The 16,403-nt window shown below is 40.0% G+C and carries 30 protein-coding genes; 2 read left to right on the forward strand and 28 right to left on the reverse strand.

The genetic code is table 11. From position 1 onward, the window contains the following. Positions 1-66: 66 nt before the first annotated feature. Entirely contained in the window at positions 67-699 is a 633-nt protein-coding gene (locus DBK98_RS02075) for a DUF6563 family protein (protein WP_005782237.1), read from the reverse strand. A gap of 226 nt (positions 700-925) precedes the next feature. On the opposite strand from DBK98_RS02075, the gene DBK98_RS02080 reads away from it, so the two are divergent. Further along, positions 926-1,090: a hypothetical protein gene (locus DBK98_RS02080; RefSeq protein WP_157173565.1), complete on the forward strand. Its 165-nt coding sequence runs from the start codon at positions 926-928 to the stop codon at positions 1,088-1,090. A gap of 168 nt (positions 1,091-1,258) precedes the next feature. Further along, a complete protein-coding gene (locus DBK98_RS02085; RefSeq protein ID WP_032536181.1) occupies positions 1,259-3,073 on the forward strand; it encodes a MutS family DNA mismatch repair protein in 1,815 nt (604 codons plus the stop codon). 33 nt (positions 3,074-3,106) lie between these two features. Here DBK98_RS02085 and DBK98_RS02090 read toward each other — a convergent pair whose 3' ends face one another. The 27 genes from DBK98_RS02090 to rpsS form a co-directional block, all read right to left on the reverse strand. Next, the gene (locus DBK98_RS02090; protein WP_005782234.1) at positions 3,107-3,646 is read right to left on the reverse strand and encodes a hypothetical protein; all 540 of its coding nucleotides are present in this window, start codon (positions 3,644-3,646) and stop codon (positions 3,107-3,109) included. Positions 3,647-3,753: 107 nt separating this feature from the next. Beyond that, the gene (locus tag DBK98_RS02095) at positions 3,754-4,161 is read right to left on the reverse strand and encodes a hypothetical protein (RefSeq protein WP_032531568.1); all 408 of its coding nucleotides are present in this window, start codon (positions 4,159-4,161) and stop codon (positions 3,754-3,756) included. A 136-nt stretch (positions 4,162-4,297) separates the two neighbouring features. Next, positions 4,298-4,783, reverse strand: coding sequence for a 50S ribosomal protein L17 (rplQ, locus tag DBK98_RS02100; protein WP_005811343.1), 486 nt, complete (start codon positions 4,781-4,783; stop codon positions 4,298-4,300). 3 nt (positions 4,784-4,786) lie between these two features. Continuing rightward, complete coding sequence (locus DBK98_RS02105; RefSeq protein ID WP_005782229.1) at positions 4,787-5,779, reverse strand: DNA-directed RNA polymerase subunit alpha; 993 nt, start codon at positions 5,777-5,779, stop codon at positions 4,787-4,789. Between the two features lie 11 nt (positions 5,780-5,790). After that, positions 5,791-6,396, reverse strand: coding sequence for a 30S ribosomal protein S4 (gene rpsD / locus DBK98_RS02110; protein ID WP_005782227.1), 606 nt, complete (start codon positions 6,394-6,396; stop codon positions 5,791-5,793). 119 nt (positions 6,397-6,515) lie between these two features. Beyond that, positions 6,516-6,905, reverse strand: a complete 390-nt coding sequence (gene rpsK / locus DBK98_RS02115; RefSeq protein ID WP_004296327.1) for a 30S ribosomal protein S11 — start codon at positions 6,903-6,905, stop codon at positions 6,516-6,518. Between the two features lie 11 nt (positions 6,906-6,916). Next, positions 6,917-7,297 (reverse strand): 30S ribosomal protein S13, encoded by a 381-nt coding sequence (gene rpsM / locus DBK98_RS02120; protein WP_002558050.1) that lies wholly within the window; start codon positions 7,295-7,297, stop codon positions 6,917-6,919. A gap of 33 nt (positions 7,298-7,330) precedes the next feature. After that, on the reverse strand, positions 7,331-7,447 hold the full coding sequence (ykgO, locus tag DBK98_RS02125) for a type B 50S ribosomal protein L36 (protein WP_002558051.1): 117 nt from the start codon (positions 7,445-7,447) through the stop codon (positions 7,331-7,333). 8 nt (positions 7,448-7,455) lie between these two features. Next, complete coding sequence (gene infA / locus DBK98_RS02130; protein ID WP_002558052.1) at positions 7,456-7,674, reverse strand: translation initiation factor IF-1; 219 nt, start codon at positions 7,672-7,674, stop codon at positions 7,456-7,458. 3 nt (positions 7,675-7,677) lie between these two features. Further along, positions 7,678-8,475, reverse strand: a complete 798-nt coding sequence (gene map, locus DBK98_RS02135; RefSeq protein ID WP_005782225.1) for a type I methionyl aminopeptidase — start codon at positions 8,473-8,475, stop codon at positions 7,678-7,680. A gap of 14 nt (positions 8,476-8,489) precedes the next feature. Continuing rightward, entirely contained in the window at positions 8,490-9,836 is a 1,347-nt protein-coding gene (gene secY, locus DBK98_RS02140) for a preprotein translocase subunit SecY (RefSeq protein ID WP_005782223.1), read from the reverse strand. A gap of 4 nt (positions 9,837-9,840) precedes the next feature. After that, a complete protein-coding gene (rplO, locus tag DBK98_RS02145; RefSeq protein ID WP_005782221.1) occupies positions 9,841-10,287 on the reverse strand; it encodes a 50S ribosomal protein L15 in 447 nt (148 codons plus the stop codon). Between the two features lie 30 nt (positions 10,288-10,317). Further along, a complete protein-coding gene (gene rpmD, locus DBK98_RS02150) occupies positions 10,318-10,494 on the reverse strand; it encodes a 50S ribosomal protein L30 (RefSeq protein WP_005782220.1) in 177 nt (58 codons plus the stop codon). 10 nt (positions 10,495-10,504) lie between these two features. Beyond that, on the reverse strand, positions 10,505-11,023 hold the full coding sequence (gene rpsE / locus DBK98_RS02155; RefSeq protein ID WP_005782218.1) for a 30S ribosomal protein S5: 519 nt from the start codon (positions 11,021-11,023) through the stop codon (positions 10,505-10,507). Between the two features lie 5 nt (positions 11,024-11,028). Continuing rightward, positions 11,029-11,373: a 50S ribosomal protein L18 gene (rplR, locus tag DBK98_RS02160; RefSeq protein ID WP_005782216.1), complete on the reverse strand. Its 345-nt coding sequence runs from the start codon at positions 11,371-11,373 to the stop codon at positions 11,029-11,031. Positions 11,374-11,394: 21 nt separating this feature from the next. Then, a complete protein-coding gene (rplF, locus tag DBK98_RS02165; RefSeq protein ID WP_005782214.1) occupies positions 11,395-11,964 on the reverse strand; it encodes a 50S ribosomal protein L6 in 570 nt (189 codons plus the stop codon). Between the two features lie 15 nt (positions 11,965-11,979). Then, complete coding sequence (gene rpsH / locus DBK98_RS02170; RefSeq protein WP_005782213.1) at positions 11,980-12,375, reverse strand: 30S ribosomal protein S8; 396 nt, start codon at positions 12,373-12,375, stop codon at positions 11,980-11,982. Positions 12,376-12,429: 54 nt separating this feature from the next. Then, positions 12,430-12,729, reverse strand: a complete 300-nt coding sequence (gene rpsN, locus DBK98_RS02175) for a 30S ribosomal protein S14 (protein WP_005782211.1) — start codon at positions 12,727-12,729, stop codon at positions 12,430-12,432. Between the two features lie 6 nt (positions 12,730-12,735). Further along, a complete protein-coding gene (gene rplE / locus DBK98_RS02180) occupies positions 12,736-13,293 on the reverse strand; it encodes a 50S ribosomal protein L5 (RefSeq protein WP_005782210.1) in 558 nt (185 codons plus the stop codon). Next, the gene (rplX, locus tag DBK98_RS02185) at positions 13,293-13,613 is read right to left on the reverse strand and encodes a 50S ribosomal protein L24 (protein WP_005782208.1); all 321 of its coding nucleotides are present in this window, start codon (positions 13,611-13,613) and stop codon (positions 13,293-13,295) included. Before rplX ends, rplE begins: the two co-directional genes overlap by 1 nt. A gap of 20 nt (positions 13,614-13,633) precedes the next feature. Continuing rightward, a complete protein-coding gene (gene rplN / locus DBK98_RS02190; protein WP_004296340.1) occupies positions 13,634-13,999 on the reverse strand; it encodes a 50S ribosomal protein L14 in 366 nt (121 codons plus the stop codon). A gap of 2 nt (positions 14,000-14,001) precedes the next feature. Next, on the reverse strand, positions 14,002-14,271 hold the full coding sequence (gene rpsQ, locus DBK98_RS02195; protein WP_005782206.1) for a 30S ribosomal protein S17: 270 nt from the start codon (positions 14,269-14,271) through the stop codon (positions 14,002-14,004). Continuing rightward, the gene (gene rpmC, locus DBK98_RS02200) at positions 14,268-14,465 is read right to left on the reverse strand and encodes a 50S ribosomal protein L29 (protein ID WP_005782204.1); all 198 of its coding nucleotides are present in this window, start codon (positions 14,463-14,465) and stop codon (positions 14,268-14,270) included. The genes rpsQ and rpmC overlap by 4 nt, the downstream gene beginning before the upstream one ends. A gap of 5 nt (positions 14,466-14,470) precedes the next feature. Next, positions 14,471-14,905: a 50S ribosomal protein L16 gene (rplP, locus tag DBK98_RS02205; protein ID WP_005791549.1), complete on the reverse strand. Its 435-nt coding sequence runs from the start codon at positions 14,903-14,905 to the stop codon at positions 14,471-14,473. A 23-nt stretch (positions 14,906-14,928) separates the two neighbouring features. Continuing rightward, positions 14,929-15,663 carry a 30S ribosomal protein S3 gene (rpsC, locus tag DBK98_RS02210; RefSeq protein ID WP_005782201.1) on the reverse strand — a complete coding sequence of 245 codons (735 nt, stop codon included), beginning with the start codon at positions 15,661-15,663 and terminating at the stop codon, positions 14,929-14,931. Between the two features lie 5 nt (positions 15,664-15,668). After that, positions 15,669-16,079: a 50S ribosomal protein L22 gene (gene rplV / locus DBK98_RS02215; RefSeq protein ID WP_004291236.1), complete on the reverse strand. Its 411-nt coding sequence runs from the start codon at positions 16,077-16,079 to the stop codon at positions 15,669-15,671. Between the two features lie 35 nt (positions 16,080-16,114). After that, positions 16,115-16,384: a 30S ribosomal protein S19 gene (gene rpsS / locus DBK98_RS02220; RefSeq protein ID WP_005782197.1), complete on the reverse strand. Its 270-nt coding sequence runs from the start codon at positions 16,382-16,384 to the stop codon at positions 16,115-16,117. Positions 16,385-16,403 lie beyond the last annotated feature (19 nt).

Raw genomic sequence — 16,403 nt, forward strand, 5'->3', positions numbered from 1 at the left:
AAAGATTTCGGTAGGTTTATTAACAAAAGGTTAGAAGAATAAAAGAAACCGGATAGCTAACGGCCGCTATTTCTCTTCTGCCTTCAACAGACGTAGATATTTATCGGTGACTTTGGCCGATTCGCTATTTTCATTCAGATAGGCAGTCTTCCAGTCCGGATGGCCTTCGAGCAACTCCTCCATCCTCTCTTTCCCGACAAATCCCACTTTATTGGTTTCAGGATCTATCTCATAATATACCCGTTTGGATATTAAAGCGGAAGCGGCAATGGCATCACCAAACTTACCGCCGAGCATTACATCCATTGTAGCATCGCTACCTGCGGCCACAGAACCAAGGGGAATGGCACTAAAATAGATATGATCTCCTATACGCAGGGCGGGAGCATACCAACCTCCGAAACGAAACTTTTTATAACGCAACCGTTTACAATTGATGTAAAGGGAGGTATCTGCCTGTACGGCATAACAACGGGACTTCAGATATTTGCACATGGAGTCGTCTGACCCGACACTGATCTTATAGTCAGCGCCACCGGTCATCAGAATATGATTCTTTGTACGTTTTTCCACTTTCAGCGAAGTAACCGTATCTCCTTCACAAGCGAGCAGCCCTTTCAGATTGGAATATACGACATTCTGCGCAGTAACTTCCATCACCAGCCAACTCATCAACAGCAGGAAACACAATTTCTTCATAAACGCACCCTATTAAAGATTTTCACGGCGGAAAGGTACACCTTTTAACGAACCGGAGCAAGTTTTCAGAAGAAAAGTTTAAGAAAAAGGAGAGAAACACTTGACTTTTGCTTAGTAATGTCGTATCTTTACTGACAGAATCATAAAGTACGTTCAATTTATATTAGGGATGAAAAAGGGAGGCCGTTGCTTCCCTTTTTTTATGATTCGCCTTGTAAAACCCGACTTGAAAAACTTATATGAAACATGGACGGAGGCTCTATCTATCTTGAAGCAAGGCTCTTCAGAAGTGAAACACCGGCTCTGTTCCATTCAAAGCAAGGCTCTCCGCCCTCTCTTCCCGGTAGCAACGGACCGCAATGCCGGTAGCATCCGGAGAGAACGTGGGTAGATAAGTGAACTTCTCCGGAAGGAACAGGAAAAACACTGAAGATTAGACCGGAAACCGACTCTTACGTTAATAATCAGTAAATCTGCTCTTGACAAAAACAAGCTCCGGGCAAGAGAATGGCGTACTCACACTAAATATATTATTTTTGCATTCAAACAACAGGAGAACATGGAACAATTGAATCTCATCATAGACACTTATCAACGAATCATCCTTGAATCGGAATCACAACTGGCAAAAGTTAAACGACACATCTATCGTATCGGTACACTACGGTTGATACTTTTTGCAGCCGGAGTTGCGGGTATTATCTACTTCTGGAGTGAAGGCAGACTGGTGATCAGCGGCATCGCGGCAATCACCTTTATCCCTTTCCTGCTGCTGGTGAAACTGCATAACCGTTTGTTCCGCCAGAAAGATTATCTTGAAAAGAAGATAGAAATCAACCGCCAAGAACTGCAGGCCATTGCATACGATACGTCTGCTTTCGACAACGGAAAGGAGTTTATCGATCCGGCACATCTTTATACCTATGACCTGGATGTTTTTGGTGAGCATTCACTCTTTCAGTATATAAACCGTACCGCTACGCAACCGGGCAAAAAGAGACTGGCCGAATGGATGAACACACACTTGAAAAATAAAGCAGAAATAGAGAAACGGCAGGAGGCTGTAAAGGAACTGGCTCCGGAATTGGAAATGCGTCAGCACTTCCGTATACTCGGGTTGCTGCATAAAGGCAAAACGGCCGATGAAGAAGAGATCAGGAACTGGGCAACAAGCCCGGAATATTACCGAAAAAAATGGTATTTCCGGACCTTAGCCATCCTTGTTCCGTTGGCCAATGCCGTCTGCCTCGGACTGGCTATAGCCGGTGTCATCTCGTTCACCACATGGGGAATTGTCTTCGCAGGTATAGGTCTCCTCAGCTCCTCTTTCTCAAAAGGTGTCAGCCAGATGCAGTCCGTATACGGCAAAAAGATGCAGATACTGACAACTTATGCACACCTGATTCATATAATCGAGGAAAAAGAGATGGAAAGCAGCGCACTGAAGCGGGTGAAAGGACTGGTGGGAGGTGAAAAGCAAACAGCTTCGCAAGCAGTGAAACGCCTCACTGCCTTGATGAACGCCCTGGACCAACGGAATAATATGCTAATGCAATTTGTCCTGAACGGACTCTTCTTCTGGGAATTGCGTCAGGTAATGAAGATAGAAACCTGGAAAGAAAGTTTCGCAGCCAACCTCCCGCATTGGCTTGAAGCAATCGGAGAAATGGACGCCTATTGCTCATTGGCCACTTTCGCCTACAATCACCCCGGATATGTATTTCCAGAAATCGCGTCCAAACCATTCTGTATGGAGGCCGAAGCACTGGGACATCCGTTGATGGATCGAGATAAATGTGTACGCAATGATATTCAGATTGCAAAACGACCTTTCTTTGTTATTATCACAGGAGCAAATATGGCAGGAAAAAGCACCTATCTGAGAACCATAGGGGTAAGCTATCTGCTGGCGTGTATAGGGGCCCCTGTCTGGGCGGAAAAGATGAAGCTATATCCGGCACAGCTTATCACAAGTCTACGCACAACCGACTCTTTGACAGAAAATGAATCATACTTCTTTGCAGAGTTGAAACGACTGAAACTTATTATCGATAAACTAAACTCGGGAGAAGAACTTTTCATTATACTCGACGAGATTCTGAAGGGAACGAATTCCATGGACAAACAAAAAGGGTCTTTCGCATTGATCAAACAGTTTATGACTCTGCAAGCAAATGGAATCATAGCCACTCACGACCTCTTGCTCGGTTCACTTATCGATTTATTTCCTGAAGACATCCACAACTATTGTTTTGAAGCGGACATCACTAACAACGAACTTACTTTCTCATACAAACTCAGAGACGGCGTAGCACAGAATATGAATGCTTGTTTCCTGATGAAGAAAATGGGGATAGCCGTCATCAACGACTGATCCCCATGATATATTGAAACTTGAATTAAAGGATCAATGCCCTTTGATCTTAGTCAAAAAAGCTGCGATGGAAGCTGCTTCACCATTAGTGAAATAACGCACGGAAGTTATCGGGTTATAAGTATAGGGCACAAACTGGAACAGTTGTACGGCAGCAAACTTCTTATCTTCAGAAAGCATTACGTCTAAACGCAAATTTCCACTGGTACCTCCTTTAGCTGTGGACTGCAAAGAGAAATCACCCGACTTCACCATATCTGTCAATTCATCCAGATGCTTCAGATCAAAAAAGATGCTCTGCTCTTTGGCGACACTACCTGTCGGTAAATAAACAATCTCTTTGGATTTCCAGAACAGCCGGAAGACTCCAACCAGGAATAAGGCAGTGCCGAGCACCATAAGCCCCATACTGACAGTAGACGAACGGTCTTCCATTTCAAAGGTAGACACAAACGCGATCACTCCCGCCAATAACATGACGCAAGAGAAGATAAGTCCTGAAATACTTGTACGTTTTGCAATATCTGGGTGTGAAGATGCAAAAATAGTTGCATCAATAGCTTGGGTTGTCATAATATCTAAGTTTAAATTATTAGTGGATAATAGCTGAAAATAGTACCATACCTATTTTTAGCAGGTACAGTAAATCAAAATAATAATAGAACTAATAAATTAAACTCCTATACGATAATGCGCCTTAGAGCGAAAACATAGTATTCGCTTACTGGATGACAACAATAAGAAGTAGTGGTATCATAGAGTTTTCCCCAATGCTGAGACAAGGCAGCATCCCGGTCTGCCAACCTTTGGGCAAGACCTTTTAAAGAGAAAACATATTCGGCTGCTTGAATGCGCTGTATACGTGACATCGCAATTTGATGAACCTGAATACCTGCTCCGGCCAATTCGGCATCAGGAAAGTAAGGAGCCTGGGGACTGCTAACAGTTTCGTGCGTATCTCCTTTAAGCACTGACATAGCCATATAGGTATCTTGTTCCGCCTGTTCTCCTGCGAAATAGTTGTTGGCTACACAATGAAGCGCTACAGCGAACAACATGAACAATATAATTTTAATGAACTTTGCCATATCTACCTGCAAATATAACAGATTATTCAGTCAAACTGTTCATCTTCAAATCATTTTAAAGTATCTTTAGTAAAATCAACAAAAAAGGCCACTCTTTCGAGTAGCCTTTTTTATATCTATAAGAATAATTGTTGAATTATTCTGCTGATTCAGCTTTCGGTTCTTCAGTAGCGGGAGCTTCAGCAGCAGGAGCAGCTTCAGTAGCTTTCTTTGAACGACGAGTACGAGTAGCTTTCTTAGCAACTTTCTCTTTAGCCATGTTTTCGTTGTAGTCAACGAGTTCGATGAAGCACATTTCAGCATTGTCACCCAAACGGTTTCCTGTCTTGATGATGCGAGTGTAACCGCCCGGACGGTCAGCAATCTTCACAGAGATTTCTTTGAACAATTCTGTTACAGCAAATTTATCCTGCAAGTTGCTAAATACAACACGACGAGAGTTTGTTGTGTCTTCTTTAGACTTTGTGATCAAAGGCTCAACGAATTTCTTCAAAGCTTTTGCCTTTGCTACAGTCGTAGTGATTCTTTTGTGCTTGATCAAAGAACAAGCCATGTTAGATAACATAGCACTTCTGTGAGAAGCAGTACGACCTAAATGATTGAATTTTTTATTATGTCTCATTTTTTATTCTTTATCTAATTTATATTTAGAAATATCGGTTCCAAACGACAGATTCAGACTTTCCAGCAAATCATCAAGCTCGGTAAGCGATTTCTTTCCGAAATTTCTGAATTTCAGCAAGTCAGTTTTGTTGAACTGTACCAAGTCGCCCAATGTTTCAACATCAGCTGCCTTCAAACAATTGAGGGCACGTACTGACAGATCCATATCGACAAGCTTAGTCTTCAACAACTGACGCATATGCAATACTTCTTCATCAAACTCTTCGTTACCATCAACGTCATTACTTTCAAGAGTAATCTTTTCGTCAGAGAATAACATGAAGTGATAAATCAGAATTTTAGCAGCTTCTTTCAGAGCTTCTTTCGGGTGAATGGAACCGTCGGTAGTAATTTCAAGTACCAACTTCTCGTAGTCAGTCTTCTGCTCAACGCGGAAGTTTTCTACAGCGTACTTAACGTTACGTATCGGCGTATAGATTGAATCGATTGGAATTACATTAACATCGGTACAATATTCGCGGTTTTCATCAGCGGGGACGTAACCACGACCTTTGTTAATCGTAATGTCAATCTGCATAGTTGCTTTAGAATCTAAATGACAAATAACTAATTCCGGATTTAACACTTCAAATCCAGTCAAATACTTACCTATGTCACCTGCTTTAAATTCACTAGAATTCTCGATAGTGATGCTCACTTTTTCGCTCTCGAATTCTTCAACTACTTGCTTGAATCTCACTTGTTTCAGATTCAAGATAATGTTGGTAACATCCTCTTTTACTCCAGGAACACTAGAAAATTCGTGCTCAACACCTTCTATGCGGATAGTGGTGATAGCAAAACCTTCTAATGAAGAAAGGAGGATACGGCGCAAAGCATTACCAACGGTAATACCAAAACCGGGTTCCAAGGGACGAAATTCGAATTTACCGAATTTGGCATCCGCTTCCAACATTAATACTTTATCAGGTTTTTGAAATGCTAATATCGCCATGAAATTAATTATTATTTAGAATACAATTCAACAATCAAATGCTCTTTAATGTTTTCAGGAATGTCTGCTCTTTCAGGAATGTGCAACAATTTGCCTACCTTTGAAGCTTCATCCCATTCCAACCAAGCATATTTGCTGTGATTGAAACCAGCGAGAGAATTAGCAATTACTTCCAAAGATTTAGATCTTTCACGAACGCCAATCAACTGACCCGGTTTAACTGCGTATGAAGGAATGTTCACTACCTGTCCGTCAACCGTAATGTGTCTGTGGCTTACCAACTGACGAGCAGCTGCACGTGTAGGAGCAATACCCAAACGGAACACAAGGTTGTCAAGACGACCTTCAAGCATCTGGAGAAGTACCTCACCGGTAATACCTTTAGCTGTAGCTGCCTTTTCGAACAAATTGCGGAATTGTTTTTCTAATACTCCATAAGTATATTTAGCTTTCTGTTTCTCACGAAGCTGAATACCATATTCAGAAGTTTTTCTTTTTCTTGAATTTCCGTGCTGTCCGGGAGGATAGTTTTTCTTCGACAAAACTTTATCAGCTCCAAAGATACCTTCACCGAATTTACGGGCTATTCTTGATTTTGGTCCAGTATATCTAGCCATTTCTTTTTAAATATTTAATTGTTTATTCATGAACTCAATTTGTTGCAGCCGCGATTACAGAGAAGAAATTAATGCAATCCAAAAACAAAATCAAGTATCATTTTTATTAAAGGTAAATCTTAAACTCTACGTCTTTTCGGAGGACGACAGCCGTTATGCGGAAGCGGAGTTACGTCAATAATTTCTGTAACCTCAATACCTGCACCATGAATCGTTCTGATAGCAGACTCGCGTCCGTTACCCGGACCTTTAACATATGCTTTTACCTTTCTCAGGCCAAGATCAAATGCAATTTTAGCACAATCCTGGGCAGCCATCTGAGCTGCATAAGGAGTATTCTTTTTAGAACCTCTAAATCCCATCTTTCCTGCAGACGACCAAGAGATAATCTGCCCTTCACTATTTGCAAGAGAAACAATAATATTGTTGAAAGATGAATGAACATGCAATTGTCCATTAGCATCTACCTTAACATTTCTCTTCTTAGCTGCGACTGTTTTTTTTGCCATATCAACAATTATTATTTAGTAGCTTTTTTCTTATTTGCAACGGTTTTCTTTCTACCCTTACGAGTACGTGCATTGTTTTTAGTGCTCTGACCTCTTACAGGCAGACCAATACGGTGACGTACACCACGGTAGCAACCAATATCCATTAATCGCTTAATGTTCAATTGTACTTCAGAACGAAGATCGCCTTCAACTTTATACTCTGCACCGATGATCTCACGAATCTTTGCAGCCTGATCATCTGTCCAGTCTTTCACCTTCAGATCTTTGTCTACACCAGCTTTATCTAAAATTTTTGCTGAACTACTACGACCTATTCCATATACATAGGTCAACGCAATCTCACCTCTCTTATTTTGAGGTAAATCTACACCAACTATTCTTATAGCCATATACTAAATTATTTTTTTTGCAAAAATAATAAATTATCCTTGACGTTGTTTATACTTAGGATTTTTCTTGTTAATAACATACAAACGGCCATTACGTCTAACGATCTTACATTCTGGCGTACGTTTCTTTAATGATGCTCTTACTTTCATATCTTATTTTATTTATATCTAAATACAATTCTTCCTTTCGATAAGTCGTAAGGAGACATTTCGACTCTTACTTTATCACCCGGCAAGATCTTAATGTAATGCATTCTCATCTTACCAGAAATATGAGCAGTAATCTCATGTCCGTTTTCTAATTCAACACGAAACATTGCATTAGACAATGCTTCAACTATAACTCCATCTTGTTCTATTGCAGATTGCTTTGCCATATATTATATCGCTTTATCTCCTAAAACTTCTTCTATGAATTTAAATGATGACAGAATATCAGCCTCGCCTGCACCTACCGCAATGGTATGCTCAAAGTGTGCGGCACATTTCCGATCTCTTGTTCTCACTGTCCATCCGTCACGTTCCATAATCACTTGTCGGTCACCTTGCGTAATCATCGGCTCAATTGCAATACAAAGACCTTTTTTCAAAAGTGTTCCGTATCCTCTTTTACCATAATTCGGAACTTGAGGATCTTCGTGCATGTCTTTACCAATCCCGTGACCGACAAACTCACGCACTACACCATAAGAATGGGATTCACAATAGTGCTGGATAGCATATCCGATATCACCGATTCTCTTCCCTTGTACAGCATTCTGAATACCAATATACAACGCCTCTTTAGTCACCTTCAACAATTGACGGACTTCTTCGTCCACCTCACCAACACAAAAGGTATAAGCCGAATCACCACAGAAACCATTCATGTATGTCCCACAATCCACCGAAACAATATCACCGTCTTTCAACACGATATCTCCCGGAATTCCATGCACAACCTCTTCATTAACCGATGTGCATAATGAAGCTGGAAACGGATCTCCATATTGATTAGGAAAGCCTTTAAAAGTAGGGACAGCACCATGATCTCTGATAAACTCTTCCGCTACCTTATCCAATTCTTTTGTGGTAACTCCCGGTTTCACTAATTTGGCAACTTCAGCCAACGTTCTCCCAACAAGCAAGTTACTCTGACGGAGCAGCTCTATTTCATCTTCTGTTTTAAGAAATATCATTTCTACTCAAAGAATTAATATGCAGCTACACTACTACCAGTGCGTCCTTTGATACGACCTGACTTCAACAAGCCATCATAATGTCTCATCAACAAATGACTTTCAACCTGTTGCAGCGTATCTAAAACAACACCTACAAGAATTAACAGAGACGTACCACCGAAGAATTGAGCAAACTCAGCCTTCACACCAAAGATACCGGCAAATGCGGGCATAATAGCAATGAAAGCCAAAAAGAAAGAACCCGGCAAAGTAATACGTGACATGATGTCATCGATATACTCAGCAGTTTTCTTACCTGGCTTAATTCCCGGAATGAAACCATTATTTCTCTTCATATCCTCGGCCATTTGAGTCGGGTTAATGGTTATCGCAGTATAGAAATACGTAAATAAGATAATCATTACTGCAAAAACAAAATTATACCAGAAACTCGTATGGTCAGTAAATGCATGTACGAAACCACTTACATTGTTCGTGTTAGAAAAGCCAATGAAAGTGATCGGAATAAACATGATTGCCTGAGCAAAAATGATAGGCATCACACCAGCAGCATTCACTTTTAAAGGAATGTACTGTCTTGCACCACCGTACTGTTTATTACCGACAATTCTTTTTGCATACTGTACAGGAATTTTTCTTGTGCCTTGTACCAAAAGAATTGCTCCTGCAATTACTATCAGCAGGAATACTATTTCAAATAAGAACATGATTAAACCACCAGTCTTATCCGTCATACGGGAAATCAACTCCTGGAACAATGACTGCGGAAGACGAGCAATAATACCAATCAAGATGATAAATGAAATACCATTACCAATACCTTTATCCGTGATTCTTTCACCAAGCCACAGGATAAACATACTTCCAGCTGCCAAAATAATGGTAGAAGTAACCATGAAAAGAGTCCAATCTAATGAAGCATTTAAGGAAGGTCCAGCCTGCATTTTAAGATTGAGCAAATAAGAAGGGGCCTGAACCAATAAAATGGCAATCGTCAAATAACGAGTATATTGATTCATCTTTCTTCTGCCACTTTCTCCTTCTCGCTGAAGTTTCTGGAAATACGGCACAGCGATTCCCAACAACTGAATAACGATTGATGCAGAGATATAAGGCATAATTCCTAATGCGAAAATAGACGCATTAGAAAATGCTCCTCCTGAGAACATGTTTAATAAGGCTAAAAGGCCCTCGCTTGTTTGTTGGTGCAATTGTGTCAGCATACCCGGGTTGATTCCAGGCAGCACAACGTACGAACCGAAACGGTAAATCGCCACAAACAATATGGTAATGAGGATCCGTTGTCTCAGATCCTCAATTTTCCATATATTCTTTAATGTTTCAATAGCTTTTCTCATTGAATCAGAGTTTTACTACATTTCCACCAGCAGCCTCAATAGCAGCAACAGCACTCTTAGAGAATGCATGAGCTTCTACACTCAGCTTAGCAGTCAAAGTTCCGTTACCCAATACTTTTACCAACTGGCTTGAAGAAATGAATCCAGCTTCAATAAAGTCATTAACTCCTATTTTTTCCAACTTCTTAGCTTCAGCCAATTTCTGGATTGTTTCTAAGTTAATAGCTTTATATTCCACTCTATTAATGTTCTTAAAACCAAATTTAGGTACTCGACGTTGAAGAGGCATCTGACCACCTTCAAAACCGATTTTTTTAGAGTATCCAGATCTTGATTTAGCACCTTTATGACCTCTTGTAGAAGTACCTCCTAAGCCAGAACCCGGACCACGTCCGATTCTTTTTCTTGTTTTAGTAGAGCCTTCTGCAGGTTTTAAATTACTTAAGTTCATATTGTAATTCGTTTTATATTCAACAAATAATTACTTAACAATGGCAACCAAGTGTTTAACCTTATCTACCATTCCAAGAATTGAAGGAGTGCTTTCGTGTTCAACCACACGGTTCAATTTGCGAAGTCCCAGTGCATCAAGAGTTCTTTTCTGATCAGCCGGAGCACCAATTCTACTTTTAACTTGTTTGATCTTTATAATTGACATATCTCCCTCCTTATCCTCTAAATACTTTTTCAACACTAATTCCTCTGTTTTGAGCAATCATTCTTGCATCACGCATTTCGCCCAAAGCCATGATAGTAGCCTTCACGAGGTTATGCGGATTTGAAGAACCTTTTGATTTAGCCAAAACGTCAGTTACACCAACACTTTCCAATACGGCACGCATAGCACCACCGGCTACAACGCCAGTACCATGAGAAGCAGGTTTGATGAATACCTCGGCACCACCAAACTTAGCTGTCTGTTCGTGAGGAACAGTACCTTTCAGTACAGGTACTCTTGTCAGGTTTTTCTTAGCCGACTCAACACCTTTAGCGATAGCTGCTGTTACTTCACCAGCTTTACCAAGTCCCCAACCGATAATACCTTCTTCGTTACCTACAACTACAATTGCAGAGAAACTAAAAGTTCTACCACCTTTGGTTACTTTAGTAACACGATTAATAGCAACTAATCTGTCTTTCAGTTCTATATCGTTAGTAATCTTAACTCTATTATTAACTCCTGCCATAATGATTAAAATTTAAGTCCACCGTTACGAGCAGCATCAGCTACTTCTTTTACTCTCCCATGATACAAGTAACCATTACGGTCGAAAACAACAGTCGTAATACCTGCTTCCTGAGCCTTTTTTGCAATCATCTCACCTACTTTAGCAGCAACTTCTTTCTTAGGCAACTTCTCAGTCATACCCAGTGAAGAGGCAGCAGCCAATGTCTTACCTGACAAATCGTCGATAATCTGGACATAGATTTGCTTGTTACTTCTAAATACACTCATACGCGGACGTGCAGCAGTACCTGACACTTTATTGCGTACTCTATATTTGATCTTAATTCGTCTTTCTATTTTTGTTGTCATAATAATACAAATTTACGTAAATTACTTAGCACCGGCTGATTTACCAGACTTTCTGCGAATTACCTCGCCAACAAACTTAATACCTTTACCTTTATACGGTTCGGGCTTACGGAAAGAACGTATCTTAGAGCAAACTTGACCAAGCAATTGTTTGTCACAAGACTCTAAAAGAATAAGAGGATTCTTATTTCTTTCTGACTTTGTCTCTACTTTGACTTCAGGAGGCAACTGTATAAAGATATTGTGTGTATATCCTAATGCTAATTCAATGATATTTCCTTGATTAGAAGCACGGTAACCAACACCAACAAGCTCCAATTCTTTCTTATATCCTTCAGAGACACCAACAACCATGTTGTGTACTAATGAACGATACAAACCGTGAAATGCATGTTTCTGCTTGGGATTATCCAGCATTGCATTTTCGTTTTCAGTTAAAGTGATGTGTCCATCTTCAATAGCAATATTGATAGCCGGGTTCACATACTGGCTAAGTTCACCTTTAGGTCCTTTAACAGTAACCACTTCACCGTTCAGAGTAACTGTTACTCCAGCGGGAATACTAATGGGTAATTTTCCTATTCTTGACATTGCTTTTTCCTCCTATTAATATACATAACACAATACTTCACCACCGATCTTGAGTTCAGCAGCTTCTTTGTTTGTCATTACACCTTTGGAAGTAGATATTATAGCAATACCCAAACCATTAATAACACGCGGCATATCTTTGTAACCAGTATACTGACGCATACCCGGAGAAGATATTCTTTCAAGTTTTTTGATTGCGTTAACTTTGTTAACCGAATCATACTTCAAGGCAACTTTAATCGTTCCTTGAGGACCGTCTTCTACAAACTTATAATTAAGAATGTAGCCTTTTTCAAAAAGAATCTTAGTGATTTCTTTTTTCAAATTTGAAGCAGGAACTTCTACAACTCTGTGCTTTGCATTAATTGCGTTCCTTAACCTCGTCAAATAATCTGCTATTGGATCAGTCATATAAAAAATAATTAAATTAATCAGGACTACCCTGACAATATTTAAACAATATATTTACCAGCTTGCTTTCTTTACACCTGGGATCAGCCCATTAGATGCCATTTCACGGAACTGGATTCTTGAAACACCGAACTGACGGATATATCCTTTAGGACGACCAGTCAATTTACAGCGATTGTGCATACGAATCGGATTAGAATTCTTAGGAAGCTCCTGTAATTTCTGTGCAGCTTCGAAAGCTTCAGCAGGATCTCCGGTTCTCACAATCTGCTTCAAGGCAGCTCTCTTTTCGGCATATTTGGCTACTAATTTAGCACGCTTTACTTCGCGTGCTTTCATTGATTCCTTTGCCATAATTTATCAGTCTTTTTTAGCGTTTTTAAACGGTAAACCGAATTCTTTCAATAAGGCATAACCTTCTTCATCTGTTTGCGCAGAGGTTACAAAGGTAATATTCATTCCGAGAATTCTGGTAATACTATCGATATTAATTTCAGGGAAAATGATTTGCTCCTGAATACCAAGGGTATAGTTGCCCTTACCATCGAACTTAGTTTCAATACCTTTGAAGTCACGGATACGCGGCAGAGCCACGCGAACCAATTTTTCCAGGAATTCGTACATTCTTTCACGACGCAGAGTTACCATAACTCCGATCGGCATTTTCTTACGCAACTTAAAGTTAGCGATATCTTTACGCGAAATAGTAGCTACGGCCTTCTGACCGGTGATAGCTGTCATTTCGTTGATTGCCACTTCGATAATCTTCTTGTCAGCAACAGCCATACCCAAACCCTGATTGATAACAATCTTCTTAAGTACGGGTACCTGCATTGTAGAAGAATACTGGAATTGTGACTTTAATGCAGGAGCAATGCGCTCTGCATATTCTTTCTTAAGGCTTGCAGTATTACTCATTACTTAATCTCCTCTCCTGATTTTTTAGAATAACGCACTAAAGTTCCTTCAGAACTTATTTTTCTACCAACACGCGTTGCTTTACCAGTTTTTGGATCAACCGGATTCAAGTTTGAAATGTGGATAGGAGCTTCCTGCTTAACTATACCACCCTGCGGGTTCTTTGCATTCGGTTTTGTGCTTTTAGATACCATGTTGATACCTTCAACTATTGCACGTCCTTCTTTAACAAGAACCTTCAATACACGACCAGTTTTACCTTTGTCTTCACCAGCATTTACGTAAACTGTATCGCCTTTTTTAATATGTAATTTACTCATTACTTAAATCTTTTACAAAATTAAAGTACCTCAGGCGCAAGTGACACAACTTTCATGTTTGTAGCACGAAGTTCTCTTGCTACAGGACCGAAAATACGACTACCTCTAATTTCACCTGCATTATTCAACAACACGCAAGCATTATCATCAAAACGTATATAAGAACCATCGGGACGACGGATTTCTTTCTTAGTACGTACGATCAAAGCTTTTGACACTGCACCCTTTTTAACATCACTTGAAGGGATGACGCTCTTTACAGAAACGACAATAACATCCCCCACTGAAGCGTAGCGACGACCTGTTCCGCCCAATACACGGATACACAGGGCTTCTTTAGCTCCACTGTTGTCACATACTGTAAGTCTGGATTCTACTTGTATCATAATTACTTAGCTCTTTCAATTATTTCTACTAATCTCCATCTTTTAGTCTTGCTCAAAGGACGAGTTTCCATGATGCGTACAGTATCACCTACATTGCATTCATTCTTTTCATCGTGAGCATGGTACTTCTTCGTTTTGCTAACGAACTTACCATATATAGGGTGTTTTTCCTTGAACTTAGCAGCAACTGTAACGGTTTTATCCATTTTATTGCTCAGCACAACCCCTGTTCTTTCTTTTCTTAAATTTCTTGCTTCCATCAAGCTGATCATTTATTGTTAAGTTCTCTTTGGCGTAACTCTGTTCTCATACGCGCAATCGTCCTGCGTAATTGTTTGATCTGCGCAGGATTTTCCAAAGGAGAAATAGAATGATTGATAACCATTTGGTTGTAATTAACCACTTCTGCTTCTACTCTTTCTACCAAATCATTGGTAGACATTTCTTTAATTTCTGCAATTTTCATAAACCTTACGCATTTTGATTTTGAATATCATAATCACGTCTCACGACAAACTTCGTAGTAATCGGAAGTTTCTGAGCTGCCAAACGCAATGCTTCTTTCGCGATCTCGTAAGATACTCCTTCAGCTTCAATAATAATTCTACCTGGTGTAACCGGAGCCACGAATCCTTCGGGGCTACCCTTACCTTTACCCATACGTACATCAGCAGGTTTTCTAGTAATCGGTTTATCCGGGAAAATACGAATCCAAATCTGTCCCTGACGTTGCATATATCTTGTCACTGCAATACGAGCAGCTTCAATCTGTCGGCCTGTGATCCATTTAGTTTCTAAAGCCTTAATACCAAAAGAACCAAAAGCGAGCTGGTTGCCTCTTTGTGCATTACCTTTAGCGCGACCTTTTTGTTGTCTTCTGAATTTTGTCTTTTTCGGTTGTAACATAGTTTCCTAAAATTCAAATTCGTTTAGCGATTATTTTTCTTTCTTTTGAAGTTCTTTCCGCCGCCGTTGTTTCCACCATTGTTTCCACGACCACTTTCTTTGCTTTGTGTAAAGTTCGGAGCCAATTCTCTCTTACCAAAAACTTCACCTCTACAAATCCAAACTTTAATACCGAGAAGACCTACTTTTGTCAATGCTTCAGCATGGCAATAGTCGATATCTGCTCTGAAAGTGTGTAACGGAGTTCTTCCTTCCTTATACATTTCAGAACGGGCCATTTCAGCTCCATTCAAACGTCCTGAAATCTGAATTTTGATACCTTCAGCACCCATACGCATAGTATTTGCGATAGCCATCTTAATGGCGCGGCGATAGGCAATTTTACCTTCTACCTGACGAGCGATGTTATTAGCAACAATCACAGCATCCAGTTCCGGTCTTTTCACTTCAAAGATATTGATTTGAATATCTTTGTCGGTAACCTTCTTCAACTCTTCTTTTAACTTATCAACTTCCTGGCCACCTTTACCGATAATAATACCCGGACGAGCAGTGCAAACAGTAATAGTAACGAGCTTCAGCGTACGTTCAATTACGATTCTTGATACACTTGCTTTCGCAAGTCTTGCATTAAGATATTTACGGATCTTGCTATCTTCCAGCAAAGAGTCACCGTAATCATTTCCACCATACCAGTTAGAATCCCATCCTCTGATAATTCCTAAACGGTTGCTTATTGGATTAACTTTTTGTCCCATCTACCTTAATTTTGATCTTCGTTATTACTTTTAGAACCAACGAACAATGTTACGTGATTTGAACGTTTGCGAATTCTGTATCCTCTTCCCTGCGGAGCCGGTCTCATTCTTTTGAGTGTAGCACCACCATCAACAAAAATCTTCGTTACGAATAATTCGCCACTTTCAGCTTTACGTTCGTTTTTCTGCTCCCAGTTAGCAATTGCAGAGCGCAATAATTTTTCCACTCTTGCAGCTGCTTCTTTTGAAGAAAACTTCAAAACGCCAAGTGCTCTGTTCACTTCCATCCCACGAATCATGTCAGCCACGAGACGCATTTTGCGAGGAGAAGTAGGAACATTTTGCAATTTAGCAAAATACATGGTTTTAAGGGCTTCTTTTCTCTTTTCAGCCGATATTTTTTTTCTTGCTCCCATTATATTTATTACTTTATTATTTCAGATAAATCCTGTTATTTTTTCTTGTTACCAGCGTGTCCTCTGAATGTACGAGTTGGAGCGAATTCACCCAACTTGTGACCTACCATATTTTCGGTAACATATACAGGAATAAATTTATTTCCGTTGTGAACTGCAACTGTATGGCCTACAAAATCAGGCGAAATCATTGAAGCTCTGGACCAAGTCTTAACGACAACTTTCTTGCCTGATTCATTCATAGCAAGCACTTTCTTTTCGAGTTTTACGTTAATATATGGACCTTTTTTTAATGAACGACTCATAGTTTACTCAATTAATCAG

The sequence above is a fragment of the Bacteroides sp. PHL 2737 genome, from assembly GCF_004115325.2.
GTDB lineage: Bacteria > Bacteroidota > Bacteroidia > Bacteroidales > Bacteroidaceae > Bacteroides > Bacteroides hominis.